Origin of the sequence: Affinundibacterium macrobrachii (assembly GCF_014652415.1) — a bacterium.
Lineage (GTDB): Bacteria > Pseudomonadota > Gammaproteobacteria > Burkholderiales > Burkholderiaceae_D > Undibacterium > Undibacterium macrobrachii.
Genome location: NZ_BMYT01000009.1, coordinates 43,766 through 66,567 on the forward strand (window position 1 = coordinate 43,766; position 22,802 = coordinate 66,567).

Annotated in this window: 24 protein-coding genes and 1 riboswitch; of the genes, 10 read left to right on the plus strand and 14 right to left on the minus strand. The window is 45.5% G+C overall.

What is annotated here, in order from left to right:
- Positions 1-125: 125 nt before the first annotated feature.
- From IE103_RS18045 to IE103_RS18070, 6 genes are all read right to left on the minus strand, one after another.
- Positions 126-1,619 carry an RNA polymerase factor sigma-54 gene (locus tag IE103_RS18045; RefSeq protein WP_189347801.1) on the minus strand — a complete coding sequence of 498 codons (1,494 nt, stop codon included), beginning with the start codon at positions 1,617-1,619 and terminating at the stop codon, positions 126-128.
- A 27-nt stretch (positions 1,620-1,646) separates the two neighbouring features.
- Entirely contained in the window at positions 1,647-2,390 is a 744-nt protein-coding gene (gene lptB, locus IE103_RS18050) for an LPS export ABC transporter ATP-binding protein (protein ID WP_189347803.1), read from the minus strand.
- 4 nt (positions 2,391-2,394) lie between these two features.
- Entirely contained in the window at positions 2,395-3,009 is a 615-nt protein-coding gene (gene lptA / locus IE103_RS18055) for a lipopolysaccharide transport periplasmic protein LptA (RefSeq protein ID WP_189347804.1), read from the minus strand.
- Between the two features lie 100 nt (positions 3,010-3,109).
- Positions 3,110-3,724: an LPS export ABC transporter periplasmic protein LptC gene (lptC, locus tag IE103_RS18060; protein ID WP_189347806.1), complete on the minus strand. Its 615-nt coding sequence runs from the start codon at positions 3,722-3,724 to the stop codon at positions 3,110-3,112.
- Positions 3,714-4,292, minus strand: coding sequence for a KdsC family phosphatase (locus IE103_RS18065; protein ID WP_189347808.1), 579 nt, complete (start codon positions 4,290-4,292; stop codon positions 3,714-3,716). The genes lptC and IE103_RS18065 overlap by 11 nt, the downstream gene beginning before the upstream one ends.
- Positions 4,292-5,326, minus strand: coding sequence for a KpsF/GutQ family sugar-phosphate isomerase (locus IE103_RS18070; RefSeq protein ID WP_189347809.1), 1,035 nt, complete (start codon positions 5,324-5,326; stop codon positions 4,292-4,294). Before IE103_RS18070 ends, IE103_RS18065 begins: the two co-directional genes overlap by 1 nt.
- A 263-nt stretch (positions 5,327-5,589) precedes the next feature.
- Between IE103_RS18070 and IE103_RS18075 the strand changes: the two genes are divergently transcribed.
- The 7 genes from IE103_RS18075 (at position 5,590) to IE103_RS18105 (ending at position 13,626) form a co-directional block, all read left to right on the plus strand.
- Positions 5,590-6,387, plus strand: coding sequence for a BPSS1780 family membrane protein (locus IE103_RS18075; RefSeq protein WP_189347810.1), 798 nt, complete (start codon positions 5,590-5,592; stop codon positions 6,385-6,387).
- A 259-nt stretch (positions 6,388-6,646) separates the two neighbouring features.
- Entirely contained in the window at positions 6,647-8,629 is a 1,983-nt protein-coding gene (locus tag IE103_RS18080) for a monovalent cation:proton antiporter family protein (protein ID WP_189347811.1), read from the plus strand.
- Between the two features lie 9 nt (positions 8,630-8,638).
- On the plus strand, positions 8,639-9,181 hold the full coding sequence (locus IE103_RS18085) for an adenine phosphoribosyltransferase (protein ID WP_189347812.1): 543 nt from the start codon (positions 8,639-8,641) through the stop codon (positions 9,179-9,181).
- 110 nt (positions 9,182-9,291) lie between these two features.
- A riboswitch (S-adenosyl-L-homocysteine riboswitch) is annotated at positions 9,292-9,424 on the plus strand.
- Between the two features lie 48 nt (positions 9,425-9,472).
- Positions 9,473-10,891, plus strand: a complete 1,419-nt coding sequence (ahcY, locus tag IE103_RS18090; RefSeq protein ID WP_189347813.1) for an adenosylhomocysteinase — start codon at positions 9,473-9,475, stop codon at positions 10,889-10,891.
- A gap of 152 nt (positions 10,892-11,043) precedes the next feature.
- Positions 11,044-11,397 (plus strand): phage holin family protein, encoded by a 354-nt coding sequence (locus IE103_RS18095; protein WP_189347814.1) that lies wholly within the window; start codon positions 11,044-11,046, stop codon positions 11,395-11,397.
- Positions 11,384-12,211 carry a methylenetetrahydrofolate reductase [NAD(P)H] gene (gene metF / locus IE103_RS18100; protein WP_189347815.1) on the plus strand — a complete coding sequence of 276 codons (828 nt, stop codon included), beginning with the start codon at positions 11,384-11,386 and terminating at the stop codon, positions 12,209-12,211. The genes IE103_RS18095 and metF overlap by 14 nt, the downstream gene beginning before the upstream one ends.
- A gap of 389 nt (positions 12,212-12,600) precedes the next feature.
- Positions 12,601-13,626, plus strand: a complete 1,026-nt coding sequence (locus IE103_RS18105) for a hypothetical protein (protein WP_189347817.1) — start codon at positions 12,601-12,603, stop codon at positions 13,624-13,626.
- A gap of 89 nt (positions 13,627-13,715) precedes the next feature.
- Here IE103_RS18105 and trpC read toward each other — a convergent pair whose 3' ends face one another.
- From trpC to rpe, 7 genes are all read right to left on the minus strand, one after another.
- On the minus strand, positions 13,716-14,522 hold the full coding sequence (gene trpC, locus IE103_RS18110; RefSeq protein ID WP_189347819.1) for an indole-3-glycerol phosphate synthase TrpC: 807 nt from the start codon (positions 14,520-14,522) through the stop codon (positions 13,716-13,718).
- Positions 14,523-14,524: 2 nt separating this feature from the next.
- Positions 14,525-15,556 (minus strand): anthranilate phosphoribosyltransferase, encoded by a 1,032-nt coding sequence (gene trpD / locus IE103_RS18115; RefSeq protein WP_189347821.1) that lies wholly within the window; start codon positions 15,554-15,556, stop codon positions 14,525-14,527.
- Between the two features lies 1 nt (position 15,557).
- Entirely contained in the window at positions 15,558-16,124 is a 567-nt protein-coding gene (locus IE103_RS18120) for an anthranilate synthase component II (RefSeq protein WP_189347823.1), read from the minus strand.
- Positions 16,125-17,621 (minus strand): anthranilate synthase component I, encoded by a 1,497-nt coding sequence (gene trpE, locus IE103_RS18125; RefSeq protein WP_189347825.1) that lies wholly within the window; start codon positions 17,619-17,621, stop codon positions 16,125-16,127.
- A gap of 317 nt (positions 17,622-17,938) precedes the next feature.
- A complete protein-coding gene (locus IE103_RS18130; RefSeq protein ID WP_189347827.1) occupies positions 17,939-18,652 on the minus strand; it encodes a phosphoglycolate phosphatase in 714 nt (237 codons plus the stop codon).
- Complete coding sequence (locus tag IE103_RS18135) at positions 18,645-18,950, minus strand: hypothetical protein (RefSeq protein WP_189347829.1); 306 nt, start codon at positions 18,948-18,950, stop codon at positions 18,645-18,647. The genes IE103_RS18130 and IE103_RS18135 overlap by 8 nt, the downstream gene beginning before the upstream one ends.
- 23 nt (positions 18,951-18,973) lie before the next feature.
- Positions 18,974-19,639, minus strand: coding sequence for a ribulose-phosphate 3-epimerase (rpe, locus tag IE103_RS18140; protein ID WP_189347830.1), 666 nt, complete (start codon positions 19,637-19,639; stop codon positions 18,974-18,976).
- Between the two features lie 219 nt (positions 19,640-19,858).
- Here rpe and apaG point away from each other — a divergent pair, with 219 nt between their 5' ends.
- The 3 genes from apaG (at position 19,859) to IE103_RS18155 (ending at position 22,475) form a co-directional block, all read left to right on the plus strand.
- Entirely contained in the window at positions 19,859-20,233 is a 375-nt protein-coding gene (gene apaG / locus IE103_RS18145; RefSeq protein WP_189347832.1) for a Co2+/Mg2+ efflux protein ApaG, read from the plus strand.
- A 200-nt stretch (positions 20,234-20,433) separates the two neighbouring features.
- The gene (gene mltA / locus IE103_RS18150) at positions 20,434-21,678 is read left to right on the plus strand and encodes a murein transglycosylase A (protein ID WP_189347834.1); all 1,245 of its coding nucleotides are present in this window, start codon (positions 20,434-20,436) and stop codon (positions 21,676-21,678) included.
- A 20-nt stretch (positions 21,679-21,698) separates the two neighbouring features.
- Positions 21,699-22,475, plus strand: coding sequence for an enoyl-CoA hydratase (locus IE103_RS18155; protein ID WP_189347837.1), 777 nt, complete (start codon positions 21,699-21,701; stop codon positions 22,473-22,475).
- 147 nt (positions 22,476-22,622) lie between these two features.
- Here the strand turns inward: IE103_RS18155 and IE103_RS18505 are convergent.
- On the minus strand, positions 22,623-22,802 hold a 180-nt coding region (locus IE103_RS18505; RefSeq protein ID WP_229827345.1), incomplete at its 5' end, for a hypothetical protein.

Consider the following 22,802-nt stretch of genomic DNA (forward strand, 5'->3'; position numbering starts at 1 on the left):
GCGCTCCTTTGGTGATATTACTTTTATTTGCTTCTATACTGCCGTTACTACGATCGCTCATGGGCAGAAATGTGTATTGAGCTAAATCATATATAACGATAGAAAACAGTATTTCAAGAACTGGTTTATAAAGATTTTCGCAGACTGACTGGAGGAATTTTCAGAGCTTCGCGATATTTGGCAACAGTGCGCCGCGCGATGACCATGCCTTGTTCTCCCAATATGTCGGCAATCTTGCTATCCGAAAGGGGTTTCTTCTGGTCTTCTTCTCCTATTAATTGTTTGATCAGTGCCCGTATCGCAGTAGAAGATGCTTCGCCCCCAGTTTCTGTCGCGACGTGACTACCGAAAAAATACTTTAACTCAAACATGCCATGGGGCGTCAGCATAAATTTCTGAGTTGTTACACGTGAAATAGTGCTCTCGTGTAATCCTAGTGTATCAGCTATTTCGCGTAAAACAAGGGGTCTCATCGCAACAGCGCCATGCGTGAAAAAATTGTATTGTCTTTCCACTATAGCTTGTGCAACGCGCAAAATCGTATCGAAACGTTGCCGCATATTTTTGATCAACCAACGTGCCTCTTGCAGTTGCGGATTTAGATTGGTATCGCCGCGTTGCTGTTTCATTAAATTCGCATACATTTGATTGATGCGCAGGCGCGGCATCACATCACGATTAAGCATGACTTGCCATTCGTCACCAATTTTTTTGACTACCACATCAGGTACGACATAATCTGATTTTGCTGCGGCAAAGGCCAGTCCTGGTTTGGGATTGCATTGGCGAATCACGACTTGTGCTTCGCGTAAATCTTCGTCGTCGCATTGCAAAAATTTTCGTAATTTAGTGAAATCTCTTTGTGCAAACAAAGGTAAATAATCCTGCACAATTTGTAGCGCAAGACGTCGTGTGACAAAGGGAATTTTTGGAAAACGCTTGATTTGAATTGCTAGACATTCCGCGGTGGTTCGCGCCCCAACACCTTCTGGCTCGAAACTTTGCAACATATTCAATGCGAATTGGAGTTCTTCAATTTCAACGCATAAATCAATCGGCAAACTCGCATGAATCTCTTCTAAAGACTCACACAGATAACCATTTTCATCAATGGCGTCGATGACCAATTCAATCAGAGCACGATCACGTGGCTCGCGAATCGAGATGCGCATTTGCTCCAATAGATACTCGCGCAATGTAGTCTGTGCCGCTTCTAATTGAGGCCGACCGTCCTCATCATCTTGATTGCTTTTTGGGCCAGAGATAGGAGCTTCATCAAAACTCCAATCATCGCCAGCATTTTGTGCTTCGACTTCAACTTGGTTGTCAGGTGTGTCATTCGCTGGGTTGATCTCAACGCTATCTGTTGTCGTGGTCTCGGGTGATTTGAATTCGCTCTCGTTTTGTACGCTCGCGTTATTGATACAACCGTCAGCTAACAGACGCACTGCATTATCCAACGCATCGTCGACTCTTTCTAACATCGGATTTTCGATGAGCAAGGTCTCTAACTCTTGATGCAGTTCTAACGTCGACAATTGCAGCAAGCGAATAGATTGCTGCAACTGTGGCGTGAGCGCAAGATGTTGTGAGGTGCGTAGTTGTAGGCTTTGCTTCATGGCTTAGACATCATCGTATGGTCTGAGCTACATGCGGAAATGTTCACCCAAGTAGACACGTCTAACGGTCTCGTTGGTGATGATTTCGTCAGGGCGACCACTGGCTAATACTGAGCCTTGATTAATGATATAAGCATGGTCGCATATGCCTAGTGTTTCACGTACATTATGATCAGTAATTAACACGCCGATATCGCGTTCCTTGAGAAAGCGAACGATACGTTGAATTTCGATGACTGCAATTGGATCGACGCCTGCAAACGGTTCATCTAGCAATACAAATCTTGGATTGGTTGCGAGTGCACGCGCGATCTCTACACGGCGTCGTTCGCCACCAGACAAGGCGCGAGCTGGACTCTCGCGCAAGCCATCGATTTGGAGTTCTTCGAGTAGTGTATTTAAGCGTTGCTCGATTTCTGCTTTGCTGAGTGGTTTTCCGTTTGAATCTTTTTGCAATTCTAAGACGGCGCGAACATTATCTTCCACCGATAGTTTTCTAAATACCGAGGCTTCCTGGGGAAGGTAAGACAACCCTAATTGTGCGCGTTGATGAATCGGAAAATTAGAAATATTGACGCCATCGACATCAATTTTGCCAGCATCGGAAGGGACCAAGCCAACAATCATATAGAACGAAGTTGTTTTGCCTGCGCCATTTGGCCCAAGCAAACCAACAACTTCGCCGCTCTTCACTTGCAAAGAAACATCGTGAACAACTTGGCGCATGCCATAGCGTTTTTGTAAGCCTTCGATTACGAGTGTGCTAGTCATAAGATCACTTATTTTCTTTACTGTCCTGCTTGCTATCGGATTTTTTTTCTTTAGGTTCAGACGTGATTGTTACGCGACCGCCACCGGGAACGTGTTTGCCGCTCGCTGAGTTGGTTGCGGTGAAGACGTCGTTCACACTGTCGTAAGACAAAAATTCACCATTTTGTTCTTGCGTGACTTTTTGTTGACTTAAATAGCGAACTTTTGCTTTGCTAATAAAACGAACTACTTCTGATTTCTTATCGTACTCAACACGATCAGCGTAGCCTTCTATCCATAAATCGTCACCGCCATCACGTTTTTGACGAAAGAAAACTTGACTACCAGCGTGACCAGATAAAGTTACGCTACCGCCACCGTCAGCAGTTTCGGTTTCTACGCCATTTTCTGCACGGATCAATAAAGTGCCACGGGTTAATTCAACTTTGCCCTTCAACACTTTAGTATTTGTTTTACCGTCAAACTCGGTGTATTCAGCAGAGATGTTGGTACGTTTTTGGCTATCCGCTTTTTCTGCTCGTACGCTGAGTGGTAGAAGAACCGCCGCACACAAGCTAAGCGCACTAAGGACGCGTATCGTTGGCATCGATTTGAGTGAAATATTTCTTGGCATGCTCATGTATGTTCCTTAATTTTTAATCGTCACCGTGTCCTCAGCGCTCTGTTGAATGGCGCACATTTCTCTCAATGTACACATTTCAACATGACCAGACTGCAATTTACTTTGACGAAGGTGGTGCAATACTAATTTGTACTTTATTGAGTAAGCGGATTTTTTGCGTGCTATTGTCCGCTTCCATTCCGTTCGCTGTGATATTCGCGCGCGCTGTCGTCATTGTGATCTGCTCAGATGTACGCATTCTTTCGCTGTCTGGAAACAGAATCAGGCTATTCGTCGCCATGGTTAAATGATCACCTTGATCGCTTTTGCTGCGCTCGACTAATACATTGCCTTGCATGTGAATTTGGTCTTCCGGTTTACTTTGTGATTTCTCTTGTACTTTTTGTTTCACGATGGCGCGTTCCGCACGGATCGTCATCGGTGTTTTTTCTTGATCGATACCAACGATTCTAGGCTGTACGATTTCGAATTCATCTTCGCGCGGATAATGAATCAGTTTTTCACCTGTAACGCGATAATTAGTTTGTTTTGATTGCGACAATCGCACAAAATTAAAATTCTCAACATAGTAATCGGGTTCGCTGCGATTCTTTGCATTGGCTGCCTCATCTTCACTTTGACGTCGCATCACTTCATAGATCCAAAAGCTACCGAGCATGACTAAGCCAAGCAGGGCGACACCAAGCCAAACTCGGATACGATCAGCAGTCATCGTTACTCACATCTAAAAATGGCGCAATCGCTGCTTGGTATTTATTTTGCGCTTGTAAAATAAAATCGCAGATCTCGCGCGCTGCACCTTTACCGCCATGTGCTTTCGTGATGTACGCTACACGTTGACGTACTTCCTCATGCCCATTCGGAACACTCGCTGCAAAACCAACACGCAATAAGATTGGCAAATCGATGACGTCATCACCAATGAAACCGCATTCCTGATGTGGTATCTGAAGTTCTTTGGTCAGTGTTAAGAATGCGGATTTTTTATTATGAATCCCTTGCATCACATGCGTGATGCCGAGATCGCTTGCACGTTTGCTGACAATGGCTGATTGTCGTGCACTGATAATTGCGGTGGCGATGCCTGCATTTTGCAATAGTTTGATGCCCTGACCATCAAGAACATTAAAGGTTTTCATCATTTCGCCATCAGCGCCAAAATGTAAGCTGCCATCAGTCAAAATGCCGTCAACGTCAAAGATCATCAGGCGTACTTGTGCCGCCTGTTGTATCGCGCTCGATGCTGAAATGGTCGAAGCATTTGTGATCTGTGAATTCATTAAATTACCTTAGCTCGTGTCAAATCATGGATGTGTAATGCACCAACGAGTTTGCCGTCGGCGTCTGCCACCAATAATTGATTGATTCGATGTTGCTCCATAATTTCCACTGCTTCCACTGCCAATTGTTCAGGACCGATGCGATGCGGATTTTTGCGCATAATATCGGCAATCATCAGTTCAGAAAAATTGAGCGGTTTATCCATTAAGCGACGTAAATCACCGTCGGTAAAAACGCCGACAATCCGTTGGTCTTGATCGACGATCGCCGTCATCGCCATACCTTTCTGGGTAATTTCCATCAATGCACTACTGAGTTTGGTATCTGGTTTGACTTGTGGAATCGCATTACCGGTTCGCATTACGTCTTTTACATGCGTGAGCAAGCGTCGACCAAGTGCTCCACCAGGATGTGAACGCGCAAAATCTTCTTCTTTGAATCCTCGTGCATCAAGCACCGCGACAGCAAGCGCATCACCGAGCGCTAAAGTGACCGTCGTGCTCGCGGTTGGTGCCAGATTAAGAGGGCAGGCTTCTTTATCGACATGCACACTTAAATGCAAGTCAGCTAGTTTGGCTAGGGTGGAATGCGGGTTACCAGTGAAGGCAATCAACTTGACGCCGAGACGTTTTAAGATCGGCAAAATAGCAATCAATTCGCCTGCTTCACCAGAGTAGGAAATAGCGATGAAAACATCTTGTGAGGTGACCATGCCGAGATCGCCATGCGCAGCTTCAGCTGGATGCAAGAAAAAAGATGGTGTACCGGTTGAGGCAAAAGTAGCGGCAATCTTGCGAGCGATGTGTCCAGATTTGCCAATGCCAGAGATGACTAGTCGCCCTTTGCAATGTAAAACCAAATGGATCGCATCGATAAATGCGGAAGAGTCATCGCCACTCAAGCGTTGCTTGAGACTGGAAATAGCATCCGCTTCGATTTGCAAAGTTTCGCAAGCCAGTTGTAAGGCGTGTTCAGCCTTCGCGTCCCTTGAAGGCGCTAGGCTTTTTTCTGAAGAGGTATTTAATGTGCTCATGCGTGGAGTATAAACTAAATATGATTAAGCAAGAACTCTGCCAGATGTGAATTTGTTATCAAGGACTTCGACAAGTGTCTTGCAATCTGTTGGTTAAACGTAGCAAAGATCGAGAAAATGAAGAGAAATGGAAGTTTGGCGATCTAGAAATGAGACGAAAGCTTGTCAATTAATTTTTATTCAAGGATACTTTTGCTGCTACGAAATTGCGCGAATGTACTATTGGTACGATTTTCTTCTAACACTTTTTAGAAAGCCTCAATATGAATGTGAACCCTGATCAGCCAGAAAGTAATTTCCCAAACATGAGTAACCTCGTGTCGGAAGTTCCGCCGCAAGCAAAATACAATCCTGAAGGTAATGTCATTGATGCGGGCAAGGCCACATCTTGGTATGGCTATGGCTTCGATCAGTTTAAGGCGAATGCCGGTGTGTGGATAGGCATGGTGGTCGTGTTGTTTGTAATCATGCTTGTGCTGAATGTGATTCCCGGTATTGGCACCTTTATTTTTAATTTGTTGATGCCTGCCTTTTTCGGCGGCTTGATGTTGGCTTGCCAAGCGTATCGTGAGTCGAAACCCGTTACCTTTGAGTTCTTGTTTGCTGGGTTTAAAGATAAATTTGGTTCATTAGCATTGCTTGGCTTGATTTGGATGATTGGCGTCTTTGTGGTGTCGATGATCGCCGGTGTTTTTGCGGTGGCTGTGTTTGGTGGCGCTATTGCGACAGGTGCAGCATTTGGTAGCGCGGGATTGATGGGCGTGGGTTTTAGTGCATTACTTGGCTTTGTTGTGTTAGCGATGTTAATTGCGATCCCATTGGCGATGGCGATTTGGTTCGCGCCAGCCTTAGTGGTGTTTCATAACGTCGCACCGATCGATGCCTTGTTAATGAGCTTGAAAGTCAGTTTGAAGAATTGGGCTGCATTCTTGTTATTCTTTGTGCTGTATATTGTTTTCGCTATTTTGGCGTCGATTCCATTAGGGCTAGGATGGTTGGTTTTGGGGCCAGTATTAATTGGCGCAATTTATGCAGCTTATCGTGATATCTTTCTTGCTTAATTTTGGTGAATCTTCGGTTTGTGCGGAAAGTGGCATGAACATCTAAAGTAATAGCATCAATAGCATCAATAGCATCAATAGCGACATGCTGAGGCTGTAGCAAGACAAATAAAAAACGCGGTAACGATTTTGGGGCAGCTCAATTCGTTCCGCGTTTTTTTATTTACTGCGTTTTTCTCTATCGATGATTCAAGTACTTTCGTCGTTTTCTCTCCATCTAGGCTGTGTCTGGTGTGAATAATCGGTAATAATAAGCAGCATGAATGCTCTTGATACAACTTTACTTTTGTTAAGCAGCGCCGTGTTAGGCGTGGTTGCTTTGCGCTTATTGAATTTGCCACCGATGCTCGGTTATTTGGCCGTTGGGATTGTGATTGGACCGCATGCATTTGGTTGGGCGCAAGAAAGTTCAACCACACATTTACTGGCTGAGTTCGGTGTCGTGTTTTTGATGTTTTCGATTGGGCTTGAATTCTCTTTACCGAAATTGATTTCTATGCGAAGAGCGGTGTTTGGTCTTGGCATGGCACAAGTGGTGAGTACGATAGGCTTGGCGATGCTGATGTGCTTTGGTGCTGCGATGGTATTGCCAGAATATTTCGCAATTAGCTGGGAGGCAGCATTTGCTATTGGTGGTGCTTTATCGATGTCCTCGACGGCGATTGTGTCAAAAATGTTGACTGAGAAGTTGGAATTAGAAAGTCCGCACGGTCGGCAAATCATCAGTGTGCTGTTATTTCAAGATCTCGCTGTCGTACCTTTATTAATTTTGGTACCAGCCTTGGCTGCTGATTCGGACAACCTCAGCATGAGTTTGTTGACTGCGGCTGGCAAGGCAACGGTGGTCTTGTTTCTACTGTTTTTTGTTGGTAAAAGAGTAGTGCGAGAATGGTTTGCGATTGTTGTGCGCCGTCGCTCGCAAGAATTATTCATGCTGAACTTGTTGCTGTTCACTTTGGGGGCTGCATGGCTAACCGAAAAAGCTGGCTTGTCATTGGCCCTTGGTGCATTTGTCGCGGGAATGTTGATTTCTGAAACCGAATACAAGCATCAAGTTGAAGAAGATATCAAATCGTTCCGTGATGTTTTATTAGGCTTGTTTTTCATTACGGTTGGCATGTTACTCAATTTGCAGCTATTGCTCGACTATGGATGGTTAATCTTGCTGTTATTGATTGGGCCGGTTGTATTTAAATTTGGATTAATCTTTTTACTGGCTCGCTTATTTTCATGCCCCACTAGCGTCGCTCTGCGTACCGGCCTTGGCCTAGCACAGGCAGGTGAGTTTGGTTTCGTTTTATTAAATCAAGCTGGCGGTTTGAATTTGATTGACCCCATGTTATTGCAGTTGATCTTGGCGTCGATGGTGTTGTCGATGTTGATCTCACCATTTATTTTGGCGAAATCAGATTGGATCGTTCTGAAGCTATCGTCAAACGAATGGATGATGCAATCCCTGGCATTGACACAAATCGCAGCGCGTACCATGAAAGTGAAGAAGCACGTGATTATTGCTGGCTTTGGTCGTAGTGGCCAAAATTTGGCGAAATTATTAACCGATGAACATATCGATTATCACGCTTTAGACTTAGATCCAGATCGCATTAATGAGGCGCAAAATGCGGGTGCGAACGTGTCCTATGGCGATGCGGGACGCAGAGAGAGCTTGACGGCGGCCGGGATTAATCGTGCCGCCGCATTGGTGATCACTTATACCAACACATCATCTGCGATGAAGATTCTACATTTGGTGCATGAGCTCAATCCAAGTTTACCGGTGGTGGTGCGTAGTCACGATGATACCGATTTAGAGAAATTGCGCGCAGCAGGTGCGACTGAAGTGGTTCCTGATCTGATGGAAGGCAGTTTGATGTTGGCGTCACACGCCTTGGTATTGTTGGGTGTACCTTTACGGCGTGTGGTACATACAGTTCAAATGGCACGCGATGCGCGTTATGAATCCTTACGTGGATTCTTTCATGGCGCCAGCGATGTGGTTGATGATGCCGAGAATTTACAGCTACGTTTGCATACCGTGGTCTTGAGTGAACGCAGTAAAATGATAGGTAAGCGAATTCAAGAATTATCATTGAATGAATTGGCAGTTGATGTAACAGGCGTGCGACGCGGTAAAAATCGCTTATCTGCTGAGAGCGATTTGGTGTTGCAAGCGAGCGATGTTATCGTCTTGCGTGGTACTGCTGAAGGCGTGGCCCGTGCAGAACAGAAATTATTAAAATAGGAAAAACAGATGATTAATCCCAGCGAATTTATTAAGCAACATATCCGTACCGTGCCAGATTGGCCGCAAGCGGGTGTGCAGTTTCGCGATATCACCACCTTATTGCAAGATCCAAAAATCTTTCGTGTTTTGATTGATATTTTTTTAGCGCGCTACGCGGATGCCAAGTTGGATTTAGTTGCAGGCATGGATGCGCGTGGTTTTATTCTCGGTTCGGTGGTTGCTTATGAATTAAACATTGGCTTTGTCCCGATTCGCAAAAAAGGTAAGTTGCCTTTTACTACGGTTTCTGAAAGCTACGAGTTGGAGTATGGTAGCGCAACCGTTGAGCTACATACCGATGCTTGCAAAGCGGGTGATCGTGTTTTGCTGATCGATGATTTGATCGCTACCGGCGGCACGATGATGGCAGGTAAAAAACTGTTAGAGCGTCTTGGTGCGACCGTGGTTGAGGGCGCAGTCATCGTTGATTTGCCTGAATTGGGCGGATCAAAATTGATTCAAGAGAACGGTTTGTCCTTATTTAAAGTATGTGATTTTGCTGGGCATTAATGGCCAAATTAAAAATTTTGCATGTGTTTTTGCTTAAGTGACTGCTTAAATTTTGAGCATAAATTTTTTTGCGTGATCACAAAAGCGCCTATTTTGCGTTATACTTCGTGTCCTCCAAGGAGCGCTGCGACAAGTTTCGATAAGTGATCTACGATCAAATCAAACTGCCAGGCTTGGATCAGACGAGTTCACTGCATTCAATATTGATACTCAGTAAGCTCACAGCAACCGCGCTCACGTATCTTTTTTCTTGATCATTTTTAGAAAGGAGGGCGTGAGAACGCCACCATCATGACATCCCAAACCGTAACTGCAACAACGCAAGATTTCTATGTCGCTGATTTAAGCTTGGCTGACTGGGGTCGTAAAGAAATTCAAATCGCAGAAACAGAAATGCCGGGCTTGATGGCGATTCGTGAAGAATTCGCTGCTAGCCAACCTCTGAAAGGCGCGCGCATTACTGGCTCATTGCACATGACGATTCAAACTGCGGTGCTGATCGAAACCTTGAACGCACTCGGCGCGCAAGTGCGCTGGGCATCGTGCAATATCTACTCAACGCAAGATCACGCTGCTGCGGCAATTGCTGCTGGCGGTACACCGGTGTTTGCATTCAAAGGCGAGAACTTGGATGAATACTGGGAATTCACACACCGTATTTTCGACTGGAAAGATGGCGGCTACTCCAACATGATTTTGGATGACGGTGGCGATGCAACTTTGTTGTTACACCTCGGTACCCGAGCAGAATCTGATATTTCTGTTTTGAACAATCCAGGTTCAGAAGAAGAAACATGCTTGTTTAATTCCATCAAAAAGCACTTAGCGATTGATGCGACGTGGTATTCCAAACGTCTAGCTGCAATCAAAGGCGTGACCGAAGAAACGACAACTGGCGTGCATCGTTTGTACCAAATGCACAAAGAAGGCAAGCTTGCTTTCCCAGCGATCAATGTCAATGATTCTGTCACTAAATCCAAATTCGATAACTTGTATGGCTGCCGCGAATCTTTAGTCGATGGCATCAAGCGCGCAACCGACGTCATGATCGCCGGTAAAGTTGCTGTGATCGCTGGTTATGGTGATGTAGGTAAAGGTTCAGCGCAAGCGATGCGTGCATTATCTGCACAAGTGTGGGTCACAGAAATCGATCCTATCTGCGCCTTGCAAGCAGCGATGGAAGGCTATCGCGTAGTGACTATGGATTACGCTTGTGAACATGGTGATATTTTCGTGACGACCACCGGTAACTACCATGTGATTTCACACGAACATATGTTGAAGATGAAGGATCAAGCGATTGTTTGCAACATCGGTCACTTCGATAATGAAATCGACGTTGCTGCGCTCAAGCAATACAAATGGGAAAACATCAAGCCACAGGTAGATCACGTGATTTTCCCAAGTGGTCGCCGCATTATTTTGTTGGCCGAAGGACGTCTGGTCAATCTAGGTTGTGGTACTGGTCATCCATCGTATGTGATGAGCTCTTCATTCGCGAATCAAACGATTGCGCAAATCGAATTGTTCTGCAATACCGATAAATACCCAGTTGGTGTTTATACTTTGCCGAAACATCTCGACGAAAAAGTCGCACGTTTGCAATTGAAAAAACTCAACGCGCAATTAAGCGTGTTGACGGATGAACAGGCGAATTATATCGGTGTGAAAAAAGAAGGCCCGTATAAGCCAGAGCACTATCGCTACTAAGACGCGCCATAAATCCAATTACTGGACGCATACCTTTGTCGTGAATACTCGCAATATCGACATATTGCTGTGTTTCACTTCGCGGTCTGCATCCCAGTAATTGAATTTCTGCCGATCTTAGCTTTTCAAATTTGTAAAACTTTGGAGATGCCATGCGCTTACTCGCTACCTGGCTAATCAACGCGTTGGCATTATTAGCCCTGCCGTATTTACTCAGTTCCATTACGATAGATAGTTTCACAACTGCACTATTAGTCGCGGTAGTTTTAGGCTTTGTGAACACCGTAATCCGCCCTATCTTATTAATTCTGACTTTGCCAGTGACTGTCTTAAGTTTGGGTTTGTTTATTCTAGTGATTAATGGACTGATGTTTTGGGCGGTTGCCAGCATGTTTGATGGTTTTCATGTGGCAGGTTTTTGGTCGGCAGTTTTTGGCGCTTTGTTGTACAGCGTGATCTCATGGACGCTCTCCACCTTACTTCTACAAAAAAATGAATCCACATAATTTTAGTATTGAATTCTTTCCGCCTAAGACGGAAGAAGGAACCGAGAAATTACGGGTGACACGTGCCAAACTGGCAGAGCTGAATCCTAAATATTTTTCCGTCACCTTTGGTGCAGGTGGCACCACGCAACAAGGCACTTTAGATACGGTTGTCGAAATCCGTAAAGAAGGCTTTGATGCTGCCCCACATCTCTCATGTGTTGGTGGTACGCGCGACTCGATTCGTCAAATTCTCAAGACTTATCAAGAGCAAGACATTCATCGTTTAGTCGCACTTCGTGGCGATTTACCGAGTGGTTACGGTATGGGCGGCGAGTTCCGTTATGCGAATGAATTGGTTGAATTTATTCGCGCCGAAACAGGCGATTGGTTCCACATCGAAGTGGCTGCGTATCCAGAAATGCATCCACAGGCAAAATCACCACAAGATGATTTGCAGAATTTTGTGCGCAAAGTGCAAGCAGGAGCGAATGCTGCGATCACACAGTATTTTTATAACGCAGATGCGTATTTTCAGTTCGTTGATAATGCGCAAAAAGCCGGTGTGAATGTGCCTATCGTTGCAGGTATTATGCCGATCACCAATAGTAGTCAACTCATGCGTTTTTCAGAAATGTGTGGCGCAGAAATTCCACGTTGGGTGCGTCTGAAGCTGGCAAGTTATGGCGACGACAGTGCATCGATTAAAGCTTTCGGTTTAGATGTGGTGACGCAAATGTGTGAACGCTTGTTGGCTGGAGGCGCTCCGGGTTTGCATTTCTATTCGCTAAATCAAGCGGCAGCGACTACGGCGATTTGGCAGCGCTTAGTATAAAAAGTAGCAAGTTAATTCAGTAGTTTCAAGTACACTGTGACCACGGCAATTCATATTGTCGTGGTTTTTTTATACGCTTGAGACTTGTTATGTTGAAATCAAACTACAAAAGAATAATACTTGTATTGCTAGTCATCTTGCTTTTCTATGGAATTTTTTTTCATGGTCAAACTGAAAATAGCCATACTGCACCCGCGATCTTAAAAACAAGTAATTCGCACGGCAGTAAGCAACAGATCGATATACCTACTGAGATCAAGAACGAGAAGAGTACCCCTTTAATTGGCGCATCCGAGGTCGTTTCCTCCTCTAAAAAAATCAATGACGCTTCTGAACTTTGTGAAGAGCTACTAAGCAATTCAAATGATCGAATCTCATATGAGCAACTAATGAGACAAATTCAGCAGAGTTTGAAGCGCGCTGATCCCGATGTTACGCTCATTCTTCAACGGTGGGCGAACAATAGTGATTCACGTCGGCGCGCTGCTGCGCTCAGCTTGTTGGCGACTAAAAAGTACGAGGATTTCAGGCAAAATTTTTTAAACACGCACGCTAGTTGTGAATCTAGTCGTGAATGTGAACTTCAAATGCTCAAGTTAAGTAACAATGCTGTTCGTTCAGAGCTTGCCTTCATAGCAAAAATGGCGATTTATTCTTCTGATCCCATCGTCTATGGAATGGCATTTAATGCTTGCAATGCTTGGTCTGATATGACGATTGATTTTTGCGCGCAGATTAGTGCGGCACAATGGGCGCACCTTGATCCCGATAACGGAATCGCATGGATGCGAACCTTAGAGCAACTGGGCGCTGCAAGCGGGAAAAATCAAAGTGCAATTGAGAATGCTTTGTACCGAATTTCCCAAGTGAATCGTTTTGATGCGCACTTTGACATACTGAGTAGTTTGCCAGAAGACGAATTAACTCGATACGATTATGTAACACGTACAAGTATAGAAAACTTGGTGACGCTTTATTGGGCAAATTCTCCACTGCCAGCGTATTCACCTATTGTAAATGCATGCAAAGGCGCTGTTCTGAATGACGCAAATCGTCGCTACATGTGTGAACAAATTGCAGGTAAATTGCAACGTGAAAATAGCTTTCTAATTGATCACGGGATCTCTAGAAGAATTGGTGAGAACTTGGGATGGAATAAATCGAAAATTCAGACAATGTTTGATGAGTTTGACGCGATTAGAGGGATGATGATTGATCGAGATCGGCGTAGCAAAGCCGCACTAGTTTCCCATGAAGGTGTAAGACAAGCATGTACAACTGAGCTCAACTGGTTTGGTCTGATACGCACGCAAATGAAAGTCGGAGAATTTAAATCATTACGTGCTGAACTTGCAAAATATGATGTACCTCGGGAAACGCTAATTCGACTTGTCCGTGAGCCTCTTAAGAAGTAGTCTCTATTTACATGTTCTGTGCAGGATACAGCTGGACATACTTGTGGAACAAGATGCCCGCTGAGCCTCTATTTAATCGATAGCCTTTTTTATTCGCTGAAAAAGAGTTTATCAAGCTCCACCCCAGGTTCATCGGCTCGCATAAAAGCTTCACCCACCAAGAAACCATGCACATTCGCATCTCGCATACGTTGTACGTCCGTCTTGTTCATAATGCCGGATTCCGTAATCACAAGTTTGCCATCGGGAATGCGTGGTAACAAACCAAGTGTAGTATCGAGTGTCACGTCGAAGGTACGTAGATTACGATTATTGATACCGAGTAAATTGGTTTTGAGTTTCAATGCAGCGTCGAGTTCTTCCCCGTTATGCACTTCAACCAATACGCCCATGCCGAGTTCGTGGGCGCAGGCTTCGAGTTCTGCCATCAGACCATGATCTAATGCAGCCACGATCAGTAAAATACAATCTGCACCCCAGCTTCTTGCCTGATAAACCTGATATGGGTCAATCATGAAATCTTTACGTAAGACTGGCAAAGCGCACGCAGCGCGTGCTTGCTGCAAGTAGATCGGTGCACCTTGAAAAAACACTTCATCAGTTAATACGGATAAACATGCAGCACCATGTTGTGCATAACTGGCTGCGATTTCTGCTGGTTGAAAGTTTTCACGAATCACGCCTTTTGAAGGCGACGCTTTTTTAATTTCGGCGATCACAGCAGCTTGGCCTAGCGTGATCTTATTGCGTAGACTGGCCTCAAATCCACGCAAATTATGTTGCGCTTCTTTGTTGCTTTCGACTTCAGCACGCAAGCTGGTATAGCTCTGTACTTTTTTGTCGCGCGCGACTTCTTCAGCTTTGACTTCGAGAATTTTATTGAGTATGTCTGACATGCTTATTTACCTAACTGATGCGTGACTTCGATAAGTTGATGCAGCTTGTTAAGTGCTGCTCCCGAGGCGATAGCCGCTTGCGCTTTCTTTACGCCATCAGCGATCGAATCAGCAATTCCCGCACCGTACAAGGCAGTACCTGCGTTCAAGCTAACGATGTCGGTTGCTGGGCCAGCGACATTGTTGAGTACATCTAAAATACGTGCTTTGGATTCGTCAGCGCCCGACACTTTCAAGCTACGGTTAGACACCATTTGCAAACCAAAATCTTCAGGATGAATATCGTATTCGCGAATTTCACCGTTCACCAATTCGCCAACCATGGTAGGTGCGCCGAGTGAAACTTCATCCATATTGTCGCGACCCCAAACAACAATCGCATGTTGCGCGCCTAAGCGTTGCAAGACACGTACTTGAATACCAACCAGATCAGGATGAAATACTCCCATTAAAATATTTGGCGCACCAGCGGGGTTTGTGAGCGGTCCCAAAATATTAAAAATCGTACGGACGCCAAGCTCACGTCGCACCGGTGCTGCATGTTTCATTGCCGCGTGGTGATTCGGGGCGAACATGAAACCGATATTCGTTTGCGCAATCGATTGTGCGATTTGTTCAGGTTGTAAATTGATATTTACGCCTAGGGATTCGAGTACATCTGCGCTGCCCGATGATGATGACACGCTACGACCACCATGCTTAGCAACACGTGCGCCTGATGCTGCGGTGACGAACATCGATGCGGTAGAAATATTAAAGGTGTGTGCACCATCGCCGCCGGTGCCGACGATATCAATTAAGTTCTTGGTGTTCGCCATCGGTACCTTGGTTGAAAACTCGCGCATCACTTGTGCTGCGGCGGTGATTTCACCTATGCTTTCTTTCTTGACGCGTAGACCCATGGTGAGTGCCGCGATCATGATCGGCGACATTTCACCCCCCATGATTTTGCGGAACAGCGACAACATCTCATCATGGAAAATTTCGCGATGTTCGATGAGGCGGGTTAAAGCTTCTTGCTGTGAGATCGTCATTTTATTTTCCCAATAAAAAATTCTTCAACAATGCATGACCGTGTTCTGACAAAATCGATTCAGGGTGAAATTGCACGCCCTGCAAATCAAAAGTCTTGTGACGCACACCCATGATTTCACCGTCTTCGGTCCATGCCGTGACTTCCAAACAATCTGGCAAGCTAGAGCGTTCAATTGCCAATGAGTGATAACGCGTCACCGTATAAGGGCTAGGCAAGTCGCTGAATACGCCAACGCCAGTGTGGGCAATTGGTGACGTCTTACCATGCATGACTTCTTTAGCGCGAATGACTTTGCCACCGAAGGCTTCGGCGATACTTTGATGGCCAAGGCAAACACCGAGAATAGGGATTTCGCCAGCAAAGCGCTTTAGCACAGGCACAGAAATTCCCGCTTCCAAAGGTGTGCAAGGACCAGGTGAAATACAAATGCGATCAGGCTTCATCGCCTCGATTTCTTCTAGCGTAATTTCGTCATTGCGATACGTGCGAACATCTTCACCCAGCTCCGCAAAATATTGCACGAGGTTGTAAGTGAAGGAATCGTAGTTGTCTATCATTAGTAGCATTTATATTTCTCCGTCTAAACCATCTTGTACTTGTTCAGCTGCACGTAACATGGCGCGTGCTTTGTTTTCTGTTTCTTGCCATTCCATTTCAGGCACGGAATCGGCAACTACGCCAGCTGCGGCTTGTACGTAGAGCATTCCATCTTTAAGCACGCCAGTGCGGATCGCAATTGCTAAATCCATTTCGCCACCAAACGATAAGTAGCCGCAAGCGCCGCCGTAGATGCCGCGTTTGACGGGTTCGAGTTCATCGATGAGTTCCATCGCGCGAACTTTTGGCGCGCCAGATAAGGTACCCGCAGGGAAGGTGGCTTTGAGTACATCCAGATTCGACATATTTGGCTGCAATATGCCTTCCACATTGGAGACGATGTGTTGCACGTGAGAATACTTTTCAATCACCATTTTTTCGGTGAGCTTGACGCTGCCAGTTTGGGCGATACGACCGATGTCGTTGCGGGCGAGATCGATCAGCATGACGTGTTCAGCGATCTCTTTAGGATCGGCTAATAATTCCACTGCGAGTTCTTCATCACGCTCTGGCGTTGCGCCGCGTGGACGTGTTCCTGCTAATGGACGTATCGTAACTTTTTTGTTGCCATCGCTGAGCTGCTCGTTACGCACGAGAATTTCTGGCGATGCGCCGATGATGTGCATATCACCGAAGTTGTAGAAGTACATGTAGGGTGAAGGATTAATCGAGCGCAAAGCACGATATAAAGACAGTGGAGAGTCAACATATGGCTTCTTAATCCGCTGTCCAATTTGTACCTGCATCAAATCGCCCGCCATGATGTATTCCTTGGCTTTGATCACCGCTTTCAAATAATCTTCTTTGGCGAAATCGCGGATGGCTTCGGTGCGTACCGATGCGGATGTGACTGGCACATCGACGCTGCGGCGTAACATTGCACGCAAATCTTTCAAGCGTTGACGTGCTTTGCTCCACGCTTCAGCTTGCGTCGGGTCGGCATACACGATCAAATACAATTTGCCAGAGACATTGTCGATGACGGCAAGCTCTTCTGTCAGCAAGAGTTGGATATCAGGCAATCTAAGATCATCTTTTGGTGCAGTTTTTTCTAAGCGCTTTTCTACATAGCGCACGGCATCATAGCCAAAGTAACCGGCTAAACCACCGCAGAAACGTGGCAGACCAGGGCGCAATGCGACGCGGAAACGCGACTGATATTCGGCGATGAAATCCAAAGGATTGCCTTCGTGCGTTTCTATCACTTGTGCGTTTTTGATGACTTCAGTGTGAAATCCAGTGGAGCGTACCACGGTGGAGGCAGGCAAGCCGATGAAGGAATAGCGACCAAAGCGTTCACCGCCTTTGACCGATTCCAGCAAAAAGCTATTTTTTCCACCATTGGTCGCTTGTGCAAGTTTGAGGTAGAGCGTGAGGGGCGTTTCCAGATCGGCGAAAGCTTCGGCGATCATCGGGATACGATTGTAGCCTTGTGCGGCCAAGGATTTAAATTCGAGTTCAGTCATGATGGTTGTGCGTTAAATGTGTCTTTACCGCAGCTTTCTTATTCGATCAGCGCTAGGCGTCGGAAATATGGACGCGGCGAATGACAAAATGTGAAAGCTAAGGTAGAAACGGTACAGCGAAAACTTACAAAAACTTGTCAAAGATGACGAGAGATGAAAAAACGTCGTTGGCGCGGATCAGGGTTTGGATAAAACTCAGACACACAGACGAAAGCGCCCACGCTGGTCAGTTAGATTGCCAGCGTCGCCATAGCCAGGCCTCAAAGGTGCCTGGAATTGTGGAAGGACGTTTCTTATCGAGGAACATTCTAATTGTGTTAGAAGCTTGATGAAATTATTAGGTTTTTTCTACTGAGTAAGAATTGTGCAGCACTCAGTAAGGTTTCGACTATACCATCACTTTCAATAGTTTGTACAGCCTCGCCGTGATTGTAGCCATATGGCACCGTCAGCACGGGACAACCGGCTGCACGAGCAGCTTTCGCATCATTCGATGAATCGCCAATCGCCACAACCTGCGTTGGTGCCAAGTGAAAATCGAGGCAAACTTGTAACAGCGGTAAAGGATCAGGCTTTTTGCGCGCCAAAGAATCTCCGCCATACACCACACTAAAAAATTCGCTTAAGCCCATCTTTGCCAGCAAAGGCGTGGTGAACGCGATTGGTTTATTCGTCACGCAGGCCAGACGTAATCCTTGTGCTTTGAGTGCTTGTAGTCCTTCGATCACCTCTGGATACAAAGTGCTGTAATTACCATTGATCGCTAGATAGTGCTTTTGATAGCTTGCCATCGCTTGGGCGAAATGTTGTGTGACTTCGGCTTCATTAAAGTCCGTTGCTAACACGCGCTGGATTAAATTTTCTGAGCCTTTACCCACGAAATGCGTGATGGTCGTGAGGTCTAAAGGCGCGAGTAAAAACTCTTCACGCATGCGATTGATCGCGACTAAAAAATCCGGCGCGGTGTTGAGCATGGTGCCGTCTAGGTCGATGATGGCGGCTTGGATGTTTTGGAATTTTTGTTTAATCATGGAGCGCAATTTCTTCGTCAGTCATCTTACGAGCATTTAGAACTGGGCTGACTACTACCCCATTAACGTAGACTTTATGCAGAAATAAGAGCACTCGTCGGCTTGCTTTAAAAATTATATGATGTTGATTGTCGATCATTTGAAAATGCCAGTAACCAACCGTTACTTCTTTTCCTGCAATATTTACCTTTAGGCTGCCATAGCTAGGTCGTTCATCTAAATCAGCAAAAGACGAGCCTACTAGCTGGAGCGCTAGTTTATCTACTGCTTCTTGATATGCATTGTTGAGACTCGTCATTTCGTGTAACGATGTTGTTTGAATTACGCCAGCGCCAACTCACCCCGCATAGCATCAATCACCGCCTTATAATCAGGCTTACCAAAAATCGCAGAACCCGCCACAAAAGTATCTGCGCCCGCAGCTGCAATCTCACGAATGTTGTCAACTTTCACACCGCCATCGACTTGCAACATAATGTCGCTACCCGATTCGTCAATCATGCGACGCACGGCAGCGATCTTTTTCAATGTATGAGGGATGAAGGATTGCCCGCCAAAGCCGGGGTTGACTGACATCAGCAAGATTAGATCCAGTTTGTCCATCACATGTTCTAAGACATGCAAAGGCGTAGCGGGATTAAACACCAAACCTGCTTTGCAGCCGTGATCGCGAATTAATTGCAAGCTACGATCAATGTGTTCTGAGCCTTCTGGATGAAAACTGATGATGTTCGCGCCCGCTTTGGCAAAATCAGGAATGATGCGATCGACAGGCTTTACCATCAGATGCACATCAATCGGCACCTGCACGTGTGGACGAATCGCTTCGCATACCAAAGGGCCGATGGTTAAGTTAGGGACGTAATGATTATCCATCACGTCAAAGTGGATCATATCCGCGCCAGCAGCGACGACATTCCGAACTTCCTCTCCCAAGCGGGCGAAGTCGGCAGAGAGAATACTGGGAGCGATGCGATAAGTTGTCATATTAAAATCTCGAAGAAATGCACAAAATGGAAGTCCTGACCGCAAAATGTCAGCGAATGCCGTATTTTACTCCTGCGAAGTTTGGCGTGCTCTTGTAATATGCGGGTTTTGTAAGCATTTCCTTACCTTCTTAACTTGCTGAAGATGTTGCGAATGCGTGTTAAGCGGAGAGGTCTCTGGCCTTATTACTGAATTTCTAGCTGATTTTTCTGGGGTTTTATGACGAAATACGATTTTACAGTGTCAGTCGTGACGCAATATCTGGAGGAGCAATCTCATCCTGATCAGGCGCATTTTGTTTTTGCCTATACGATTACGATCAAAAACACGGGGGATATTCCAGCGCAATTAATTTCTCGGCATTGGATTATTACCGATGCTAAAGACAAGGTGCACGAGGTTCAAGGTTTGGGCGTCGTTGGTCATCAGCCTTTACTCAAACCGGGTGAAGCTTTTGAATACACCAGTGGAAGTTCTTTAGAAACCCCGCATGGAACAATGAAGGGAAGTTATTTTTGTGTCGCCGAGGATGGTCACAAATTTGATGTAGCGATTCCGGAATTTGTTTTATCTTTGCCACGCACTTTGCATTGATTGTATTGATAAATTTTCTTTGATTGTTTCGCTAAGAAAACACCTAGCATTTACCGATCTTGATCTTGGTTCTGATCTTTGCTTGTTTTACTTTTGTTCGGTGGTTTTTTTCCTGAAAACATGGTCCACCACACAATAAAGACAAAAAGAAAAAAAGCACCTAATGCTTCGACAGCTAATAACCACATAGTTAAGCCTTTATGAAATTTTTGTTCGAACAAAGACGTATTTTAGCAGTATCACTGCTGTTGACATTGGCGGCATGTACAACGCCACCTAAGGTGTCGCCTACAGAGCCCGTGCCAGTGACACCACCCGCCACGCCACCTGTGACGACGGTGCCAGCGACGCCGCCTGTGCCACCTCCAAAATTGGCGCCGATCACAAATTACACACAAGCCTATAAGTTAGGTTCTTACGCTGACCTGCCAGGTTGGGCGAATGATGATCTGAGAGAGGCTTGGCCTGCTTTTGTTAATTCATGTTCCGCTTTACGCAACAAAGCGGAGTGGCGCGAGGTCTGTGCCAATTTGAAAAACGTTGATGCAAAAGAATCGTCGGCTATCCGCGCTTTCTTTGAATCGAATTTTTTACCTTATCAGGTTGCGCATCTTGATGGTAAAACAGAGGGCTTGGTAACAGGTTATTATGAACCATTGCTAAAAGGTTCGCGCAATAAGGGCGGTATTTATCAAACGGCGTTATATGCTGTACCCAATGATTTGTTGACGATTGATCTTGGAAGCGTCTATCCGGATTTGAAAAACATGCGCCTACGCGGTCGTTTAGTTGGCAATAAAGTAGTTCCCTATGCTTCGCGCGCAGATATTTTGCCATTTTTATCTGGGAAAGAATTGGTTTGGGTTGATGATCCAGTTGACGCATTTTTTCTGCAAATACAGGGGTCCGGTAGAGTGCAGTTAGAAGGTTCTGGTGAAACCATACGCCTAGCCTATGCGGACCAGAATGGGCATCCGTACAAATCCATAGGGCGTTATTTGGTCGATAAAGGCGAGTTAACTTTAGATCAGGCATCAGCGCAAGGCATTAAGGCTTGGATTGCAAAGAATCCAAGTCGCCAAGACGAGTTATTAAACGCTAACCCTAGTATGGTATTTTTTAAGGAAGAGAAATTGCTCGATCCCAGTATTGGGCCTAAGGGCGCATTGGGCGTTCCCTTGGTGCCACAAAGATCAATTGCAGTTGATCCAACGCAATTGCCATTGGGGGCGCCGGTATTTTTATCAACTACAATGCCACTCAGCAGCAGCCCCTTGCAAAGATTGATGATGGCGCAAGATACCGGTGGCGCGATTCGTGGCGCTGTGCGAGCGGATTTCTTTTGGGGCTTTGGCCGTGAGCCGGGAGACTTAGCGGGCCGAATGAAGCAGCGTGGCGCAATGTGGTTACTCTTGCCCAAGACATTTGAAATGAAAAATAACTAGTTACTTTTGCGGAGAAGATGATGGAATACCAAAACATTATTGTAGAAACCAAGGATAAAGTGGGCGTGATCACTTTAAATCGCCCTAAAGCCTTAAATGCATTAAATGATCAGCTGATGGACGAATTGGGTCATGCCTTATTGGCTTTTGATCAGAACGATGAGATTGGCTGCATGATTATTACCGGCAGTGAAAAAGCGTTTGCTGCTGGAGCAGATATTGCTGCGATGGCTGACTACAATTATATGGATGCTTATAAAGGCAATTATGTTACTAAGAACTGGGAACACATCCTTCGTGTGAGAAAACCAGTGATTGCAGCGGTGGCAGGTTATGCACTGGGTGGTGGCTGTGAACTCACGATGATGTGTGATTTTATTATTGCTGCTGATAATGCTAAATTTGGTCAGCCAGAGATTAAGTTAGCAACTCTGCCCGGCTGTGGCGGTACACAGCGCTTGCCACGTGCTATTTCTAAATCAAAAGCGATGGATTTGTGTTTAACCGCGCGTTTAATGGATGCCAATGAAGCTGAGCGCGCTGGTTTGGTGTCACGTGTGGTGCCATTGGATAAATTGATGGAAGAAACTTTGGCGGCTGCGACGACGATTGCGTCGATGTCATTGCCAGTTGTAATGATGATTAAAGATGCCGTGAATCGTTCGTTTGAATCTGGTTTAACTGAAGGCGTGCATTATGAGCGCCGTTTATTCCATGCGAGCTTTGGTACTCATGATCAACGTGAAGGTATGAAGGCCTTCTTGGAAAAACGACCAGCTAATTTTCAGAATAAATAATAGTTGAATCACCTATTATTCTGGGATCTTCTAAATAAAGCGCTCCGCTTGCGGAGCGCTTTATTTTTTGTGAAGGGAAGTTTGAAACGATTTATTTGATTTATTTGGTTTAGCGAAATAAGCCTTGCCAAGGAGGTGATGGGTTTGCTATAGTTCGCCTCCCGCAGAAATGCGTGGTTGAAATAAGAGTAATGCAGGCAGTAAGACGTTGATATTCCTGGTGTTTGAATCGAGTAGCAAGAAACGATTTAAATCAAAACTAAAAACAGGGGGTTGACGAGAAGTTAGAAGTGCTGCATAATCTCGTTTCTCTGCTGCTGACGAACA

What these genes read in the sequence shown, in the direction of transcription:
- IE103_RS18045 (WP_189347801.1), bottom strand. Translation starts at nt 1,619, where the DNA reads ATGAAGCAAAGCCTACAACTACGCACCTCACAACATCTTGCGCTCACG.
- lptB (WP_189347803.1), bottom strand. Translation starts at nt 2,390, where the DNA reads ATGACTAGCACACTCGTAATCGAAGGCTTACAAAAACGCTATGGCATG.
- lptA (WP_189347804.1), bottom strand. Translation starts at nt 3,009, where the DNA reads ATGAGCATGCCAAGAAATATTTCACTCAAATCGATGCCAACGATACGC.
- lptC (WP_189347806.1), bottom strand. Translation starts at nt 3,724, where the DNA reads ATGACTGCTGATCGTATCCGAGTTTGGCTTGGTGTCGCCCTGCTTGGC.
- IE103_RS18065 (WP_189347808.1), bottom strand. Translation starts at nt 4,292, where the DNA reads ATGAATTCACAGATCACAAATGCTTCGACCATTTCAGCATCGAGCGCG.
- IE103_RS18070 (WP_189347809.1), bottom strand. Translation starts at nt 5,326, where the DNA reads ATGAGCACATTAAATACCTCTTCAGAAAAAAGCCTAGCGCCTTCAAGG.
- IE103_RS18075 (WP_189347810.1), top strand. Translation starts at nt 5,590, where the DNA reads ATGAATGTGAACCCTGATCAGCCAGAAAGTAATTTCCCAAACATGAGT.
- IE103_RS18080 (WP_189347811.1), top strand. Translation starts at nt 6,647, where the DNA reads ATGAATGCTCTTGATACAACTTTACTTTTGTTAAGCAGCGCCGTGTTA.
- IE103_RS18085 (WP_189347812.1), top strand. Translation starts at nt 8,639, where the DNA reads ATGATTAATCCCAGCGAATTTATTAAGCAACATATCCGTACCGTGCCA.
- ahcY (WP_189347813.1), top strand. Translation starts at nt 9,473, where the DNA reads ATGACATCCCAAACCGTAACTGCAACAACGCAAGATTTCTATGTCGCT.
- IE103_RS18095 (WP_189347814.1), top strand. Translation starts at nt 11,044, where the DNA reads ATGCGCTTACTCGCTACCTGGCTAATCAACGCGTTGGCATTATTAGCC.
- metF (WP_189347815.1), top strand. Translation starts at nt 11,384, where the DNA reads ATGAATCCACATAATTTTAGTATTGAATTCTTTCCGCCTAAGACGGAA.
- IE103_RS18105 (WP_189347817.1), top strand. Translation starts at nt 12,601, where the DNA reads ATGAGACAAATTCAGCAGAGTTTGAAGCGCGCTGATCCCGATGTTACG.
- trpC (WP_189347819.1), bottom strand. Translation starts at nt 14,522, where the DNA reads ATGTCAGACATACTCAATAAAATTCTCGAAGTCAAAGCTGAAGAAGTC.
- trpD (WP_189347821.1), bottom strand. Translation starts at nt 15,556, where the DNA reads ATGACGATCTCACAGCAAGAAGCTTTAACCCGCCTCATCGAACATCGC.
- IE103_RS18120 (WP_189347823.1), bottom strand. Translation starts at nt 16,124, where the DNA reads ATGCTACTAATGATAGACAACTACGATTCCTTCACTTACAACCTCGTG.
- trpE (WP_189347825.1), bottom strand. Translation starts at nt 17,621, where the DNA reads ATGACTGAACTCGAATTTAAATCCTTGGCCGCACAAGGCTACAATCGT.
- IE103_RS18130 (WP_189347827.1), bottom strand. Translation starts at nt 18,652, where the DNA reads ATGATTAAACAAAAATTCCAAAACATCCAAGCCGCCATCATCGACCTA.
- IE103_RS18135 (WP_189347829.1), bottom strand. Translation starts at nt 18,950, where the DNA reads ATGACGAGTCTCAACAATGCATATCAAGAAGCAGTAGATAAACTAGCG.
- rpe (WP_189347830.1), bottom strand. Translation starts at nt 19,639, where the DNA reads ATGACAACTTATCGCATCGCTCCCAGTATTCTCTCTGCCGACTTCGCC.
- apaG (WP_189347832.1), top strand. Translation starts at nt 19,859, where the DNA reads ATGACGAAATACGATTTTACAGTGTCAGTCGTGACGCAATATCTGGAG.
- mltA (WP_189347834.1), top strand. Translation starts at nt 20,434, where the DNA reads ATGAAATTTTTGTTCGAACAAAGACGTATTTTAGCAGTATCACTGCTG.
- IE103_RS18155 (WP_189347837.1), top strand. Translation starts at nt 21,699, where the DNA reads ATGGAATACCAAAACATTATTGTAGAAACCAAGGATAAAGTGGGCGTG.